This is a genomic window from Streptomyces sp. JLBG701 (genome assembly GCF_058544905.1).
In genome coordinates this window covers 499,201-515,117 of sequence record NZ_CM178588.1, presented here as the reverse complement: position 1 = coordinate 515,117, position 15,917 = coordinate 499,201, and the positions used below count along the sequence as shown (strand labels likewise).

Sequence of the window (15,917 nt, the reverse complement as noted above, 5' to 3'; positions counted from 1 at the left end):
GCATGCAACGGGACGACCTCATCCTCATCAGCGTCGACGACCACATCATCGAACCGCCCGACATGTTCGTGAACCACCTCCCCGAGAAGTACCGCAAGGACGCGCCACAACTCGTCCACCGCGACGACGGCACCGACGTCTGGCAGTTCCGGGGCACGACCATCACCAACTCGGCGCTCAACGCCGTGGCCGGCCGCCCCAAGGAGGAGTACGGCGTCGAACCCCAGGGCCTCGACGAGATCCGGCCCGGCTGTTACGACGTGCACGAACGCATCAAGGACATGAACGCGGGCGGCATCCTCGCCCAGATGAACTTCCCGTCCTTCCCCGGCTTCTCGGCCCGTCTCTTCGCCACCGACGACGCGGACTTCTCGCTGGCGCTGGTGAGGGCGTACAACGACTGGCACATCGACGAGTGGTGCGGCGCCTACCCCGGACGGTTCATCCCGATGGCCCTGCCCGCGATCTGGGACGCCGAACTGTGCGCCGCCGAGGTCCGCCGGGTCGCCGACAAGGGCTGCCACTCGCTGACGTTCACCGAGAACCCCGCCGTCCTCGGCTACCCGAGCTTCCACGACCCGTACTGGAACCCGCTGTGGCGGGCGCTGTCCGACACCGACACCGTGATGTCCGTGCACATCGGCTCCTCCGGCAAGCTCGCCATCCCGGCCGCCGACTCACCGCCCGACGTGATGATCACGCTCCAGCCGATGAACATCGTCTCGGCCGCCGCGGACCTTCTGTGGTCCCGTCCGGTCAAGGACTTCCCCCACCTGAAAATCGCCCTCTCGGAAGGCGGGACCGGCTGGATCCCCTACTTCCTGGAGCGGCTGGACCGCACCTTCGAGATGCACTCGACGTGGACGCTCCAGGACTTCGGCGGCAAGCTTCCCTCCGAGGTCTTCCGGGAGCACTTCCTCACCTGCTTCATCACCGACAAGCTGGGCGTGCGGCTGCGCCACGACATCGGCATCGACAACATCTGCTGGGAGGGCGACTACCCACACAGCGACTCCCTGTGGCCGGACGCCCCGGAGCAGCTCCACGAGGTGTTCACGAGCTGCGACGTACCGGACTCGGACGCCGCGAAGATCACCCATGAGAACGCCATGCGCTGGTACAACTTCGACCCCTTCGCGCACATCCCGCGCGACCAGGCCACCGTGGGCGCGCTGCGCAAGGCGGCCGAGGGCCACGACGTCAGCACCCGCTCCCGCAGCCACCAGCTGATCGAACCGGCGGAGAAACTGGCGGCGTTCCGCTCCAAGGCGCGGGCGGCGGCGGGCGCGGGCCGATGAGCGACCTGGTCCTGACCGAGCGGGCCGGCAACGTCCTGGTGGTGACCCTGAACCGGCCCGAGGCCCGCAACGCGCTGAGCCCCGAGCTGATCGACGAGCTGTCGGGGGCGCTGCGGGCCGCGGACGCCGACCCCGCGGTGCGGGCCGTCGTCCTCACCGGAGCGGGCACGGTGTTCTGCTCCGGGATGGACCTGAAGGCGTTCGCGAAGGGCGGCAGGTTCGACGGGCTGGTGTGGTTCTTCCGCGAGGGCATCGGCATCCCGGTGATCGCGGCCCTGAACGGCTCCGCACTCGCCGGCGGCTTCGAACTGGCCCTGGCCTGCGACCTGGTCGTCGCGGCCGACCACGCGCAGCTCGGGATCGCCGAGGTGAAGCGGGGACTGTTCGCGGCCGGGGGAGGAACGACCCTCGCCGACCGGGTGCCGCTGGCGGTCGCCCTGGAGATGGGGTTGACCGGCGACCTGGTGACGGCGGAGAGGGCACGGGAGATCGGGCTGGTGAACCGTGCCGTCCCCGCCGAACAGGTACGGGAGGAGGCGCTGGCCCTGGCCGGCCGAATCGCCGAGAACGGTCCTCTCGGCGTCGCCATGACGAAGAAGCTCATACGGGAACGCCGCTGGGCCGAACCGGCGGAGGTCGAGGCGGTGTTCCGCAGCGCCGACGCGGCGGAAGGCGCCCGGGCCTTCGCGGAACGCAGAGCGCCGGTCTGGACGGGCCGATAGCCCGACGCTCCGGACACCCCGACGCACCGGACAGCCCGAGCCCCCGTGACAGTCCGCCGCTCACGGCCCGGTCGCGGCCACCGGAAACGGGGCGACCGGGCTCGTGACCTCGTCGACGAGGCCCCACGCCAACGCCTCGTCGACGGCCAACTCGCCCCCGGTCAGGGCGAGATACGCCGTGCGCTCCCGGCCGATCCGGACCGGGAGGCTCGCCGTGCCACCCGCCCCCGGGATGAGGCCCATCCCGATCTCGGGAAGCCGGATCACCGTGTCCGGCGCGGCAAGGACACGTCCCGCGAACGCCGCCATCTCGATCCCCGCACCGACGCACGCGCCGTGCAGATGGACGGTCACCCGGGAAGCACACCGCTGCAGCAGCGCGGCCGGGCTGCGCCGTACCCGCACCAGATGGGCCTGCGCCGGATCACGAGAGGTCCCGAACTCGGCGAGGTCGCCCCCACTGCAGAACGCGGGGCCGTTGCCCCGCAGGTCGACCTCCGTGACGGTCGGATCCGCCACGGCGACATGGAGTGCCTCGCACAGGGCGTCCCGTGTTGCGGCGTCGAAGGCGTTGCGCACCCGGGGCCGGTCGAGAGTGATCGTGAGCCGGTCGGCGTCGCGCCGGAGTCGTACGGGATCGGCGGAGGGGCGCGACGCACGCCGGGGCGCCGAGGACAGCCACGCCCGGAAACCGGATCCGCCCTGGAGCGTCGAATAGGCGAGGGATTCGACAACCAGACGTTCGGGCGGGGAGAGCCGCGCTCCCATGCGGAGCACCTGGATCAACGCGACGGACGCGGCGGGCTGCCGCGTCACGACATCCTCGATCCGGCGCGCGGTGGCATACGGGTCGGCGCACGCCACCCAGGGCCTGGGAGCGTCGGCCGCGGCCGTGAGCAGGACGTCGAAGCCCCCGGGCACGTCCACCGGCTCGGCGGACACGCCCACCAGCACACGACCTTGTGCGGCCGCGGGTGCGGGCGGGGCCGCCCGGTCGAGATCGACCAGCAGGAAGGGTACGTCCATGGCCACCGGAGTGTAATTTGGGATCACCCACGAGGAGAAGGGGGTTCGGCCGTTGGAGAATCGAGTTCTCGACCGCTGGATGGCGTCCATCGCCCCGTACGTCGCTCCCCTCGTCGACATCACCGCCGACTTCACCGAACTGACCGGCGTACCCGTCGACCTGCCCACCGCCCTCTTCCTGCGCGCCGAACTGGCAGGCCTCCACCGCCCCGGCATGATCTCGGCCGGCGGCTCCTGCCACCTCCTCGACACCCAGGACGGCTGGACCGCCGTCAACCTGGCCCGCCCCGACGACCTCGCCGCCGTACCCGCTCTCCTGGCACTCCTGGGCGCGCCGGGCGCACATGGCCCCCACGAACTGCCCGAGGTGGCCCGGCACGCCAAGGCGGCCACGGTCGCACAGAACGCACAGCTGCTCGGCATCGCCGCGGCGGCCCTCGGCTCGGCGCGCGGAGTCCGGGCTCCCGTCCGCCGCGAGCGCCACGGCGAACCCCTCGTACGCGACCTTGCCGGCCTCCGCGTGGTCGACCTGTCGGCCCTGTGGGCGGGCCCACTGTGCGCCCGCCTGCTGGGCCTGGCCGGCGCACACGTGGTGAAGGTGGAGAGCGCAACCCGGCCCGACGGGGCGCGGGCCGGATCCCCCGACTTCTATCGCTGGCTGCACGAGGGCCACGACAACCTGGTGCTGGACTTCGCGTCGGGCGTCCTCGCCGAGGTGATCGCCGGCGCCGATGTCGTCATCGAGGCCTCGCGGCCGCGCGCACTGCGCCGACTCGGCGTCCACGCCGAGGACTTCCTCGCGGCCCGCCCCGGCCGGGTCTGGATCGGTATCACCGGATATGGGCGCGACGACGACCGGATCGCCTTCGGCGACGACGCGGCGGTGGCCGGCGGTCTGGCAGGCCTCGACCGGGACGGCTGTCCCGTGTTCCTCGGCGACGCTCTCGCCGACCCCGTCACCGGCCTCTACGCCGCCCAGGCCGCGGCCCACTCCCTGGCAGAGGGCGGCGGAGAACTGCTCTGCGTCTCCATGTCCGCCTGCGCCGCCGAGCTCGCCGACGCGGCTCTGTGAAGCCGCCCGCCGTGCTGTTCAGGAACGTGGAGGTCGACGGCGACGGACCGGTCGACGTACGCGTCGAGGCCGGGCGGATCGCCGAGACAGGGCAACGGCTCGACGGTCGCCAGGACGAGGAACTCGACGGCCGGGGCGGCGCCCTGCTGCCCGGCCTGCACGATCACCACATCCATCTCGCCGCGCTGGCCGCCGAGAGCGCCTCGGTGCGGGTCGGCCCGGCGGACGTACGCGACCGGACAGGGCTCACGGCGGCGTTGCGGAGCGGGGAGCCAGGGGAGTGGGTGCGGGCGGTCGGCTACCACGAGAGTGTCGCCGGGGACCTCGACCGGTGGGTGCTGGACGGCATCGCCCCCGACCGGCCGGTGCGGGTGCAGCACCGGACCGGGGCGCTGTGGGTGTGGAACAGCGCCGCGCTGCGGGCGGCCGGCCTGGACGGCGACGGGCGGTTCTGGCGGGAGGACGAACGGCTGCGCGGCTTCGTACCGCCCCCGCGCCTGGACCTGGAGCGCGTCGGACGTCAGGCCGCGGCGCGCGGCGTCACCGGATTCACCAACGCCGATCCCCATCCGCGGGCGGGCCTCGCCGAGATGCTGGCGGTGCTGCCGCAGCGGCTCGTGGTGATGGGCGTCGACGCGCCGAAGAAGCTCATGCTCGACGACGCGACCCTCCCGACCCCGGACCAGCTCGCCCGGACGGTGGCGGAGGCCCGGCCCCGGCCCGTGGCCGTCCACTGTGTGACGCGGGTGCAGTTGCTCGTGACGCTGCTCGCCCTGGACGAGGCGGGCCCGGTGGAGGGCGACCGGATCGAGCACGGGTCGGTGATCCCGGCCGAGACGATCCCCTGGCTGCGGCAGCTGGGGGTGACGGTCGTGACCCAGCCCCACTTCCCGGTGGAACGCGGCCGCGAGTACGCCACCGACGTGGACGCCGACGACCGGGCGCACCTCTACCGCTGCCGGACCCTGGCCGAGGCGGGGGTCCCGATCGCAGCCGGCACCGACGCGCCGTACGGGACCGCCGACCCCTGGGCAGTCATGCGGGCCGCCGTCGAACGCGGCGACGCGGAAGCGCTCGACCGTGGGGCGGCTCTCCGCCTGTTCACCGGAGAGCCCGAACACCCCGCCCGCGCACGGCGGTTGACGGTCGGCTCGGCCGCCGACCTGTGCCTGCTCCACGTACCCCTGCGGGAGGCACTTGACGTCCTGTCCGCGGACGTCGTACGGGCCGCCTTCGTCGGCGGATGCCCGATCACCCCCGGCCGGCGGGCTCAGACGCTGTAGCCGCCGTCGACCCCCAGCGCCTGACCGGTGATGTATCCGGCCCGGTCGGAGGCGAGGAACGCGACCGCCTCGGCGATGTCCGTCGCGTCGCCGAAGTGGCGCATCGGGATGTTGCGGCGGGTGACGGCCAGCGCCGCCTCGTCGAGTTCGCCGGTTTCGATCAGACGGGCGGCGATACCGTCGTTGAGCATCCCCGGAGCAACGCAGTTGACGCGTACGCCATACCGTCCCTCCTCGGCGGCCAGGGCCCGGGCGACTGCCTCGACAGCCCCCTTCGCGCCCGACGACAACCCGTCGCGCACGGGGTAGCGGCGGGTGGCGACGGTGGTGACGGCGACGATGCTGCCCCGGGTCTCCCGCAGCCAGGGGAGCGCCGGGTGGACGAGATTGAAGAACGCCACCGCGTCGCCCTCCAGTTGGGCGCGGTACTGGCTGGGCGACACCTTGCTCAGATGGACCATCGGGACGTGCGGGCCCGCCGCGTACACCAGCGTGTGGATACCGCTGTACGCCTTCGCGACCTCGTGCACCGCGTCCGCCGTGGCCTGCTCGTCGGTCAAGTCCAGCCGAACAGCGGTGACTTGGGTGTCCTTGAGCTCGTTGGCGAGAGCGTCCGCCGCCTGCTGGTTGGCGCGGTACGTGAACGCCACGTCGCTGCCGCGCCCGGCCAGGGTCCGGACGATCGCCGCGCCGATACCGCCCGTGCCGCCCGCGACGAACGCGGCGCCCGTCCTGCTGGTGAAATCCGACATCACAGTCCCAGGGATTTGGCGATGATGACCTTCATGACCTCACTGGTCCCGGCGTAGATCCGGGTGATGCGTGCGTCCGCGTACAGCCGGGAGATGGGGTACTCCAGCATGTACCCGTATCCGCCGAAGAGTTGAAGACACCGGTCGACGGCACGCGCCTGCATCTCGGTGCAGAACAGCTTCACCTTCGCGGCGTCCGCGCCGGACAGCTCGCCGTCGACGAGTTCGAGGACGGCACGGTCGAGCATCATCTGCGCGGCCTCGATCTCCGTGGCCACCGCGGCGAGTTCGAACTTCGTGTTCTGGAATCCGGCGACCGGCTTCCCGAACACCTTGCGCTCCTTGACGTACTCGATCGTCGTGTCCAGGGCGGCCCGCGCCTGGGCCACGGAGCCGACCGCCACGGTCATCCGCTCCTGCGCCAGGTTGCGGCCGAGCAGACCGAAGGCGGCGCCCTCCTCGCCGAGCCGGTTGGCGAGAGGGACCCGCACATCGGCGAAGGACAGTTCGACCGTGTCCTGCACCTTGATGCCCAGCTTGTTCAGCACCCGCCCGCGCGTGAACCCGGGCATCCCGTCCTCGACGACCAGCAGGGTGAGCCCGGCACGCCGGTCCGCCGGGTCCGTCGACGTCCGCGCCACCACGATCACCAGGTCGGCCAGCAGGCCCCCGGTGATGAACGTCTTGGCCCCGTTGAGGACATACTCGTCCCCGTCCCGTACGGCGGTGGTGCGGATCCCCGCGAGATCCGAGCCCGTGCCCGGCTCGGTCATGGCGATGGCGGTGAGCAGCTTCCCCGACGCGAGACCGGGGAACCAGCGCTCTCGCTGCTCCCGGTCGGCGTAGGAGAGGAAGTAGGGGAGGACGACGTCGAGTTGGGTGCGGACGGTGCCCAGGGTGACCAGGGCGCGGGCCGCCTCCTCCTGGAGGACGACGTTGTAGCGGTAGTCGTCGAGGCCTGCCCCGCCGTACTCCTCGGGGACGGCCATCCCCAACAGTCCCAGGGAGCCGAGCTGTTCGAACAGCTCACGGGGCAGTCGGCCTTCCTGTTCCCACTCGCCGAAGTGTGGGACCACCTCGTTCGTCACGAAGTCGCGGACGAGCCGGCGGAACGCCTCGTGGTCGTCGGTGAAGAGTTGTCGGCGCACAACAGCCCCTGTCAGGAAGCGAGTTCGACGAGTGTGGCGTTGGCGGTGCCGCCGCCCTCGCACATGGTCTGGAGGCCGTAGCGGATGCCGTGCTCCCGCATGTGGTGGATCATGCGGGTCATCAGCACGGCGCCCGACGCCCCCAGCGGATGGCCGAGCGCGATGGCACCGCCCAGCGGATTGAGCCGGGCCGGATCGGCGCCGGTCTCGGCGAGCCAGGCGAGCGGGATGGGTGCGAAGGCCTCGTTCACCTCGAAGACGCCGACCTCCGACAGCTGTACACCCGCCTTCCGCAGTACCTTCTCGGTCGCCGGGATCGGGCCGGTGAGCATCAGCACGGGGTCGGAGCCGACGACCGTGCCCGCCCGGTAGCGCACGATCGGCGTCAGCCCCAACTCCCTTGCCTTTTCGGGGGTTGTCACCAGCAGGGCAGCCGCCCCGTCGGAGATCTGGGAGGCGTTGCCCGCGTGGATCACCCCGTCGTCCTGGAAGGGTGTCTTGAGCGAGGCGAGCTTCTCGACCGTGGTGCCGCGCCGGATGCCCTCGTCGGCCGTCATCGTCGCCCCGCCGACGGGCACGGGCGCGATCTGCCCCACGAACGCGCCGGCGTCCTGCGCGGCCGCCGCCCGCTCATGCGAGAGCACGGAGAACTCGTCGAGCCGCGTCCGCGAGATACCCCACTTCTGCGCGATCCGCTCGGCGGACACGCCCTGGTTGAAGGAGAAGTCCTCGTAGCGGGCGAGGACTTGAGGGCCGTACGGCATTCCGCCCGCCTTCGCCGACCCGAGCGGCACCCGGCTCATCACCTCGACACCGCCCGCCACGACGACGTCCTGCTGGCCCGACATGACCGCCTGCACGGCGAAGTCCAGCGCCTGCTGGCTCGAACCGCAGGCCCGGTTCACCGTGGTCCCCGGGACGCTCTCCGGCCAGCCCGCGGCGAGCACGCTGTAGCGCCCGATGTTGCTCGACTGGTCACCCACCTGGGACACACAGCCCCACACCACGTCGTCGACGACCTCCGGGTCCACCCCTGCCCGCTCGACGAGCGCGGTGAGGACGACGGCGGACAGGTCGGCCGCGTGCATCCCGGCCAGCCCACCGTTCCGTTTCCCCACGGCGGTGCGGACCGCTTCCACGACCACTGCCTCGCGCACTTGGACCTCCTGTGTCGACCTGCTGGATCTGATCAGTGGTCAGAAACCCCTTGGGGAACCGCTTCACGAACCGTTTCGCGGTACCGCCCACCGACCGGTGAAATGCGGTGTCCGCTTCTCCGTGAACGCGGCATACGCCTCGGGGACGTCCGCCGTCGCGAAGTTCATCGCCTGCGCCCGTGCCTCGCTCGCGAGCGCGTCCCGCAGTGTGCGATCGGCGTTCTCGTTGAGGAGGGCCTTGTTCTGGGCGAGCGCGACCGGCGCGGCGGACACCAGCCGGTCGCCGAGGTCGTCGACGAACGCGTCGATCTTGTCGGCGTCCACCACCCAGGTGACGAGGTTCAGCGACCGGGCCTGCTCCGCGTCGATCGTCTCGGCCAGCAGCGCGAGCCGCTTGGCCTGTTGCAGCCCCACGAGCTTCGGCAACAGCCACGAGCCGCCGCAGTCCAGGGACAGCCCGCGCCGCGCGAAGATCTGCGAGAACCTGGCCTCGGGCGTGGCCACCACGAAATCGCAGCCGAGAGCGAGATTCCACCCGGCGCCCACGGCCACGCCGGTGACCTTGGCGATCGTCGGCACCGGCAACTCGTGCAGCAGCAAGGTCACTTCACTCAGCGTACGCATCCGGTACAGCGGATGCGCGCTGCTCAAGCCGCCCGAGATGTCGGCCCCGGAGCAGAACGAGCCCCCGGCACCTGCCAGCACCACCGCACGCACCGCGCGATCCCCACCCGCCTCCACCAGAGCCGCACGCAGCGCTGCCCACAACTCGGCGTCGATGGCGTTCTTGCGCCGCGGCCGGTTCAGCGTGAGCGTCCGCACGCCACCCGCGTCGCTCGTCAGCAGCACGGCCTTCTCGCTCATGCCACCGCTCCGCGCGAACGCAGCGAAGCGATCTCCTCCCGCGAGAAACCGAGTTCTCGCAGGACGGAGTCCGTGTGCTGGCCAAGGCCGGGAATCGCCCCCATCGGCGGATCGAAACCGGCGATGACCGGCGGCGGCAGCAGAGCCGGCACCGGGCCGTTCGGCGTGTCGATGGTCCGCCAGCGATCGCGCTCGACGAGATGCGGATGCGCGATGACATCGCTCGGCGTGTTGTACCGGGCGTTGCCGATGCCCGCGGCGTCCGCCCGCTTCTGCACGTACGCCAGATCGTGCCGCCCGCACCAGGCGCCGATCTCCCCGTCCAGCAGGGCGCGATGCCCGACCCGCCCGGAGTTGGACCGGAACCGCTCGTCGTCCGCCAGATCGGGCCGGCCGAGCAACTCCCGTGCCAGACGCTGCCATTCACCGTCGTTCGTCGTACCCAGGACGACGGTGTGCCCGTCGGCCGTGCCATAGCCCCCGTAGGGCGCCACGGCGGGCGAACTCAGACCCAGCGGCTGCTGGTCGACGCCCGAGTGCCGGGTGTAGGTGAGCGGATACCCCATCACCTCCGTCATGGTGTCGAAGAGACTGACGGCGACCGACGAGAGCTCGCGCCCGCGCTCCTGCCCGTAGAGCAACGCCATGACCGACAGTGCCGCGTACAGCCCGCTGCACACATCGGCCATCGGCGGCCCCGCCTTGGCCGGTGCCCCCGGGTGGCCCGTCACCGCACAGGCTCCCGACTCCGCCTGGGCGAGCAGGTCGTAGGCGCGCTTGTGGGAGAGCGGGCCGCCGGGACCGTACCCGTCGATCTCGACCGGGATGAGCCGCGGATGGCGGGTCCTGAGGTCGTCCGGGGCGATGCCCAGCTTGGCGGTCGCGCCGGGGGCGAGATTGGAGACGAGGGCGTCGGCCCGGTCGAGAAGCCGGTGCAGGACGTCCATGCCGGCCGCACTCTTCAGGTCCAGTGCCACGGACTCCTTCCCACGGTTGACCCAGACGAAGTGGGCCGCAAGGCCGCCCACGACGTCGTCGTAGTGGCGGGCGAAGTCGCCGCCGTTCGGGTTCTCCACCTTGATGACCCGGGCTCCGAAGTCCCCCAGGGTGCGGGTGCACATCGGAGCCGAGATCGCCTGCTCCAGCGCCACCACCGTGACGCCGGCCAGGGGCGCGGTCGTAGCCATGTCAGCCTGTCGTGAATCGGGCACGCAGCTCGTCCTTGAGTACTTTGTGACTCGCGTTGCGGGGCAGCTGCTCCGCGAATCGAACATGGCGGGGGACCTTGAAGTTGGCCATGCGGTCACGGGCCCAGGCGATGAGATCCGCCTCGCCGATCGCACGCTCCGGCCGGGGGACCACGAACGCACAGCCGACCTCGCCGAGCCGCTCGTCGGGCACGCCGATCACCGCGACCTGCTCGATGTCCGCGTGGGTGAGAAGCAGCTTCTCTATCTCGGCGGGATAGGCGTTGAAGCCGCCGACGATGTACATCTCCTTCTTCCGGTCGACGATGGACAGGTTCCCGGCGGCGTCGACCCGTCCGATGTCCCCGGTGCTCAGCCAGCCGTCGGGATCGACGGCAGCCGCGGTGGCTTCGGGGTCGTCCCAGTAGCCTCGGGTGACGTTGTAGCCGCGGACCAGGATCTCGCCGTCCTGCCCCGCGAGAACGTCCTTGCCGTGCTCGTCGACGATGCGGACCTCGACGTCGGGGATGGGACGGCCGGTGGTGCGGGCGACGGTCTCCTCCGAGTCGCCGATCCGCGTCGTGGTCACCAGCGCCGTGGACTCGGTGAGTCCGTACGCGCTCATGACGATGTCGAAGGACAACTCGGCCTTCATGGCGCGGATCAGCGATTCGGGGATGGTGGTGCCGCCCGTCATGGACACCCGCAGCGAGGTGAGGTCGTGGGCGGATCGGTCCGGATGCCCCAGCAGATCGAAGAAGATGGTCGGCGGCCCGAGAACGATGCTCACGCTTTCCCTGCTGATGACCTCCAGCGCCTGCCCGGCGTCGAAGACCGGCATGGGAATCACGGTCACCCCGTGCAGGAAGGAGGCGAGCCATCCGGCCTTGTAGCCGAAGCAGTGGAAGAACGGCGGAATCACCAGGAAGCAGTCGGAGGCGTCGAAGGTGTACTCCTCCGCCATCCAGCCGTAGGCGCGCAGGGTCTGACCATGTGTCAGGACGACACCCTTGGGGTGGCCCGTGGTGCCGGAGGTGAACATCACGTCGGACACGTCGTCCGGGGTGAGGCGTGCGATCGAGTCGTTCGCCGCCGATTCGGGGACCTTTCCGCTTCCCTCCAGGAACTCCGTCCAGGAGAGGCTGGCGGCCCCCTGCGGGCCGAGCACGGACACCGTCCTGTGCAGCGCGGGCAGTTCGGGATCCGCCGCGCGCAGCTCGCCGATGTAGTCGTTGCCGAGGAACGACGAGGCGAAGAGGGCAGCCGCCTGCGACTTGCGCAGGATGTACGACAACTCACCTGCCTTGAACCTTGTGTTGAGCGGTACGACCACACCACCCGCACCCTGGATGCCCAGAGCCGCGACGATCCACTGCGCCGAGTTGGGCGCGCACAGTCCGACCCGGTCGCCCGGCTCGACACCCAGCGCGATCGTGGCCCTGACCGCTTCGATCATCCGCTGTTCCAGCTCACGGAAACTCCACCGCAGGGGCCCGTCGATGAGGGCGGTCGCGTCGCCGAAGCGGTCCGCCGCCACCCGGATGGCGTGCGGAATGCTCCGATGGGTCTCGTCGTAGCGCATCACTGGCCTCCAGGGTCAGCCGGTCGAAGGCAGGTGCAGGATCCGTTTCGCGATGATGTTCCGCTGGATCTGCGAGGTCCCGCCGTACACGGAGGCGGCTCTGGAGTAGAGGTAGTCGCCGAAGAGGTCGCCGCCCGCCCCGGACAGCTCCTCGGGGAACACCTTCAACGCCGTCTCGTAGAGCCGCTGTTCGGTCCTCGTCATCAGAAGCTTGTCGACGGACGACTCCGGCCCGGCGACCTGCCCGCCCAGTCGCTCGGCGGTCCGCCGCCGGGCATGCGCCACGAGCACCTCGTAGTCGACGAAGCAGCGCCCGATCTCCGAGCGCAGCCCGTCCTCCAGCCCCTCGCCACGCTCCCGCACGACCCGCCTCAGTCGCTCGACGAGCAGCCCGTACTTCGAGATGTGGCCGGTGTCGAGGGCGTTGCGTTCGTACGACACCGTCGTCATCGCCAGCGACCAGCCGACACCCTCGGGGCCGATGCGTTCGCTCTCCTCGACGCGGACGTCGTCCAGGAACAGCTCGCAGAACTCGTCGTCGCCGTTGGCGGCCCGCAACGGCCGCACGGTCACGCCGGGGCGGTCGAGCGGCAGGGCGAACGCGGAGATCGACTTGTGCGGCGGCGCGGTCCGGTCGGTCCGGGCCAGCAGCAGGCACAGGCCGGAGTACTGCGCGTAACTGGTCCAGAGCTTCTGTCCACGGACTGTGTAGTAACCGGAGCGGCCGTCGTGGTGCTCGGCGAAGGTGGTCATGCCGGCCAGGTCCGAGCCGGCGCCCGGTTCGGAGAAGCCCTGGCACCACACGTCGTCGCCGGCGAGCATGCGCGGGAGGAACCTCAGTCGCTGCTCCTCGGAGCCGAACTCCAGGAGGGCGTGGGCGAGATAGCCGATCCTGGGGACGCCGGGGGCCTGGCAGGCGCCCAACTCGTCGCTGACCGTCACCTGGTGGAGCGAGGTCAGGCCCCGGCCGCCGTACTGCCGCGGAACGTCGAGACCGACCCAGCCGCCGGAGTGCAGCAGGCGGTGCCAACGGAGCAGGAACACCGGCACCGGCTCGTCCGAGTGCCGCTCGGGGAGCGGGTGTTCGGCCAGCCAGGCCCGGAACTCCCGGCGCAGGCCCTCCAGGTCGTCGGAGTCGCCGAAGTCCAGCGGCAGGTCGGTCATCGCGTCACCTCCGGCTCGGCCAGCGCCGTCAACAGGTCGCTCGTCGTCGCCAGCAGCAGGGCGCCCACGCGGACCTTGCGGAGGTACAGATGCGCGACGTGCTCCCAGGTCTGCGCGATCCCGCCGAACACCTGCATGCCGGTGTAAACGGCCTCCAGAGCAGACGAGTTGACCTCCGCCTTGGCGACCCGCGCGGCGGTCAGGGCCCTGCCCGGCGGCTCGTGGTCGAGGCACCAGGCGGCATAGCGCGTGGCGCTGGCGCAGGCCTCCACCACGACCGTCGCGTCGGCGAGGAGATGCTGTACGGCCTGGAAGGAGCCGATCTCACGCCCGTACTGTCTGCGTTCCCGGGCGTACGTGACGCTCAGCTCGACGAACGAGCGGGCCGCGCCGACGAGTTCGCTGGCCACGATGACAAGTGCGTAGGCCTGCCAGCGCTGTTGGCCGGGCTCGTCGAGACGGCCGAGGATCCTCACGGAGTCTGTGGTCGCCCTGACGTCGCGCAGCAGGTCCGTGGTCGGTGCGGCGGGGCCCAACGCGGCGTGGGCCACGGTTCCGTCCGATGTGACGCAGAGGGCGCCGTCGGCCCCCTCGCAGTCCCAGGCGACGAGGTCGGTCGGCAGGGGGCCGGGAAGCCTCAGGTCACGGGCGAGCGCGATCGTCGGCGTCGTACCGCTGCTCGACGCCCCTTCGTCGCCGAGCAGTCGGAGCAGCTCCGGGGCGAGCAGGACGGTTCCGATCAGGGACGTCGTCAGCGGGTGCCGGCCGTGCTCCTCGGCCAGCAGGGCGCACTCCTGGACGGTGGCCGCCGGTGGCGAGGAGCGGCGCAGCTCCGCCAGGCCCAGTTCGCCGAGGGCCTCTTGGGCGGCAGCCCGCGTCGACGGCTTCACGTCGTCTGCCGAGCCCATCCGGAAGCGGTTCGCGAAGGCCCGCAGCATGTCGCGGACCAGCAGGAACTCCTCGCGTTCCACGCTCAGTCCTCCCCGGCGGCGGTCGTCCGACGGCCCGCGCGGGCAGCGAGCTCGTTGATGATCCGGATGTGGTCCGGGCTGGTCATGGTGGCCCGCTCGGCCATGAGCGCCGCCTCCATGCCGCCCCGGGACACCTGCTCGACCACGGCGGCGAGGGCCAGCTTGGTGGCGCGCAGCGCCTCGGCCGGTTGCGCGGCGAGGCGGTGGGCCAGCGCCAGCGCCTCGCGCCGGAGGTCCGCGACGGGAACCGTGCGGTTGGCCAGGCCCAGTTCGACCGCGGTCGCGGCGGGGATCCGGTCGCCGGTGAACAGGTACTCCTTCACCCGCAACAGGCTGGTCAGCAGCGGCCACAGCGTGACTCCGCCGTCCCCCGCCACCAGGCCGACGGACACATGGGGGTCCGCGAAGTAGGCGTCCTCGGCCATCAGCACCAGGTCGCAGGCGAGGGCGAGGCTGCAACCAAGACCGACTGCAGGGCCGTTGACCGCGGCCACGACGGGCAGGGGGAAGCGGATCATCTCCGTCTGGATGGTCCGGTCGAGCCGGATGGACCGCTCCCGCAGCTCCGGATCGGTGTGATGCCGCAGCAGATGGTCGAAGTCGCCACCCGCGCTGAACGCCCGCCCCGCACCGGTCAGGACGACCGCCCGCGCCTTCGTGTCGTCCGCGAGCTCACACCACACTTCGGACAGCCGGCGGTGCAACTCCTCGCTCACGCCGTTCAACCGGTCGGGCCGGTTCAACGTGACGATGCGGACGTCGCCGTCGGCGGTCACGGTCAGGACGGGCTCAACCTCACTCATACCGCGATGGTATTAAAGGTCAGACCGAAACTGTCAATGGTGTTGCGCCAATTGGAGAATGAGATTCTCGCGTTTGTTGGAGCGGGATCAGCTCTCGGGGTCCGCCAGCTCCACCCGGTCCCGGCGGTCGACCTCTGCGGCGGCGCGCGCGAAGCCGCAGACGTGCCGGGTCATGCGTCGGGTCGCCGCCTCGGGGTCCCGGTCCCGGATCGCCTCGGTGATCCTCGCGTGCGCGCGGGCGGTGACCTCGCGGCTGTCCGCGTCCATGAAGTGTTCGAGGTTCGTGGCGGCGTGGATCGACTGCGAGAGCGCGCTCATGAACCCGATCAGCAGCTCGTTGTCGCCGGCCTTGGCCACGGCGTTGTGCCAACGCACGTTGGCGCGCAGGAAGCGCTGGAAGTCGTCCCCCGCGGCCACGAGATCCGCGTGCGCGGCCTCCAGTTCGTCGAGGTCCGCGTCCGTCCGGCGCCTCGCCGCCAGCGCGGCACACGCGGGCTCGATCGCCTCCCGCGTCTCGTGCAGCGCTTCGAGGCGGATCTGCTGTCCCCGGATGACCAGCCGTACGGTGTCGGCGACGGACTCGCGGCCCGGCCGCCGCACGAAGGCGCCGCCCCCTCGGCCCGGCCTGATGTCGAGAAGCCGCTCGACCTCAAGGACCCGCAGCGCCTCCCGCACCGTCGCGCGGCTCAGCCCCGTCTGCTCGACGAGCTGGCGCTCCGGCGGCAACGCCATGCCCTCGGTGAACTCCCCGGTGAGGATCCGCTCGCGCACCTCCGCCGCCAGCACGTCCGACGCCTTCGGGACGGTCAGCGTGTCGAAGCGGGGACCTCGGGCGGGACTCTCGGTGCCGTACACGGTTCAGGCCTCTCGTCGACGACCACTTTGGCT

The 15,917-nt window shown here is 71.1% G+C and carries 15 protein-coding genes; 4 read left to right on the top strand and 11 right to left on the bottom strand.

From position 1 onward, the window contains the following. Positions 1 to 2 precede the first annotated feature (2 nt). The gene (locus AC5DRG_RS02405) at positions 3 to 1,298 is read left to right on the top strand and encodes an amidohydrolase family protein (RefSeq protein ID WP_491807678.1); all 1,296 of its coding nucleotides are present in this window, start codon (positions 3 to 5) and stop codon (positions 1,296 to 1,298) included. Beyond that, positions 1,295 to 2,020, top strand: a complete 726-nt coding sequence (locus tag AC5DRG_RS02400; RefSeq protein WP_491807677.1) for an enoyl-CoA hydratase-related protein — start codon at positions 1,295 to 1,297, stop codon at positions 2,018 to 2,020. The genes AC5DRG_RS02405 and AC5DRG_RS02400 overlap by 4 nt, the downstream gene beginning before the upstream one ends. A gap of 60 nt (positions 2,021 to 2,080) precedes the next feature. Here AC5DRG_RS02400 and AC5DRG_RS02395 read toward each other — a convergent pair whose 3' ends face one another. Then, positions 2,081 to 3,046, bottom strand: coding sequence for an enoyl-CoA hydratase/isomerase family protein (locus AC5DRG_RS02395; RefSeq protein ID WP_491807675.1), 966 nt, complete (start codon positions 3,044 to 3,046; stop codon positions 2,081 to 2,083). Between the two features lie 52 nt (positions 3,047 to 3,098). On the opposite strand from AC5DRG_RS02395, the gene AC5DRG_RS02390 reads away from it, so the two are divergent. Both AC5DRG_RS02390 and AC5DRG_RS02385 read left to right on the top strand, forming a co-directional pair. Beyond that, the gene (locus AC5DRG_RS02390; protein WP_491807674.1) at positions 3,099 to 4,118 is read left to right on the top strand and encodes a CoA transferase; all 1,020 of its coding nucleotides are present in this window, start codon (positions 3,099 to 3,101) and stop codon (positions 4,116 to 4,118) included. 11 nt (positions 4,119 to 4,129) lie between these two features. Beyond that, complete coding sequence (locus AC5DRG_RS02385) at positions 4,130 to 5,401, top strand: amidohydrolase family protein (RefSeq protein ID WP_491807673.1); 1,272 nt, start codon at positions 4,130 to 4,132, stop codon at positions 5,399 to 5,401. Here AC5DRG_RS02385 and AC5DRG_RS02380 read toward each other — a convergent pair. The 10 genes from AC5DRG_RS02380 to AC5DRG_RS02335 all read right to left on the bottom strand — a co-directional run bounded on the left by AC5DRG_RS02380 (position 5,389) and on the right by AC5DRG_RS02335 (position 15,884). Then, positions 5,389 to 6,153, bottom strand: a complete 765-nt coding sequence (locus tag AC5DRG_RS02380; protein WP_491807672.1) for an SDR family NAD(P)-dependent oxidoreductase — start codon at positions 6,151 to 6,153, stop codon at positions 5,389 to 5,391. The two genes, AC5DRG_RS02385 and AC5DRG_RS02380, sit on opposite strands and share 13 nt — an antisense overlap. Beyond that, the gene (locus AC5DRG_RS02375) at positions 6,153 to 7,301 is read right to left on the bottom strand and encodes an acyl-CoA dehydrogenase family protein (protein ID WP_491807671.1); all 1,149 of its coding nucleotides are present in this window, start codon (positions 7,299 to 7,301) and stop codon (positions 6,153 to 6,155) included. Before AC5DRG_RS02375 ends, AC5DRG_RS02380 begins: the two co-directional genes overlap by 1 nt. 11 nt (positions 7,302 to 7,312) lie before the next feature. Further along, entirely contained in the window at positions 7,313 to 8,458 is a 1,146-nt protein-coding gene (locus tag AC5DRG_RS02370) for a thiolase family protein (RefSeq protein ID WP_491807670.1), read from the bottom strand. Positions 8,459 to 8,521: 63 nt separating this feature from the next. Further along, positions 8,522 to 9,322: an enoyl-CoA hydratase/isomerase family protein gene (locus AC5DRG_RS02365; protein WP_491807669.1), complete on the bottom strand. Its 801-nt coding sequence runs from the start codon at positions 9,320 to 9,322 to the stop codon at positions 8,522 to 8,524. Beyond that, on the bottom strand, positions 9,319 to 10,509 hold the full coding sequence (locus AC5DRG_RS02360) for a CaiB/BaiF CoA transferase family protein (RefSeq protein ID WP_491807668.1): 1,191 nt from the start codon (positions 10,507 to 10,509) through the stop codon (positions 9,319 to 9,321). Before AC5DRG_RS02360 ends, AC5DRG_RS02365 begins: the two co-directional genes overlap by 4 nt. 1 nt (position 10,510) lies before the next feature. Continuing rightward, positions 10,511 to 12,091, bottom strand: coding sequence for a FadD3 family acyl-CoA ligase (locus tag AC5DRG_RS02355; protein ID WP_491807667.1), 1,581 nt, complete (start codon positions 12,089 to 12,091; stop codon positions 10,511 to 10,513). A 15-nt stretch (positions 12,092 to 12,106) separates the two neighbouring features. Continuing rightward, positions 12,107 to 13,255, bottom strand: a complete 1,149-nt coding sequence (locus AC5DRG_RS02350) for an acyl-CoA dehydrogenase family protein (RefSeq protein ID WP_491807666.1) — start codon at positions 13,253 to 13,255, stop codon at positions 12,107 to 12,109. Further along, entirely contained in the window at positions 13,252 to 14,226 is a 975-nt protein-coding gene (locus AC5DRG_RS02345) for an acyl-CoA dehydrogenase family protein (RefSeq protein ID WP_491807664.1), read from the bottom strand. The genes AC5DRG_RS02350 and AC5DRG_RS02345 overlap by 4 nt, the downstream gene beginning before the upstream one ends. A 2-nt stretch (positions 14,227 to 14,228) precedes the next feature. Beyond that, a complete protein-coding gene (locus tag AC5DRG_RS02340; RefSeq protein WP_491807663.1) occupies positions 14,229 to 15,029 on the bottom strand; it encodes an enoyl-CoA hydratase/isomerase family protein in 801 nt (266 codons plus the stop codon). 87 nt (positions 15,030 to 15,116) lie between these two features. Then, complete coding sequence (locus AC5DRG_RS02335; RefSeq protein WP_491807662.1) at positions 15,117 to 15,884, bottom strand: FadR/GntR family transcriptional regulator; 768 nt, start codon at positions 15,882 to 15,884, stop codon at positions 15,117 to 15,119. Positions 15,885 to 15,917 lie beyond the last annotated feature (33 nt).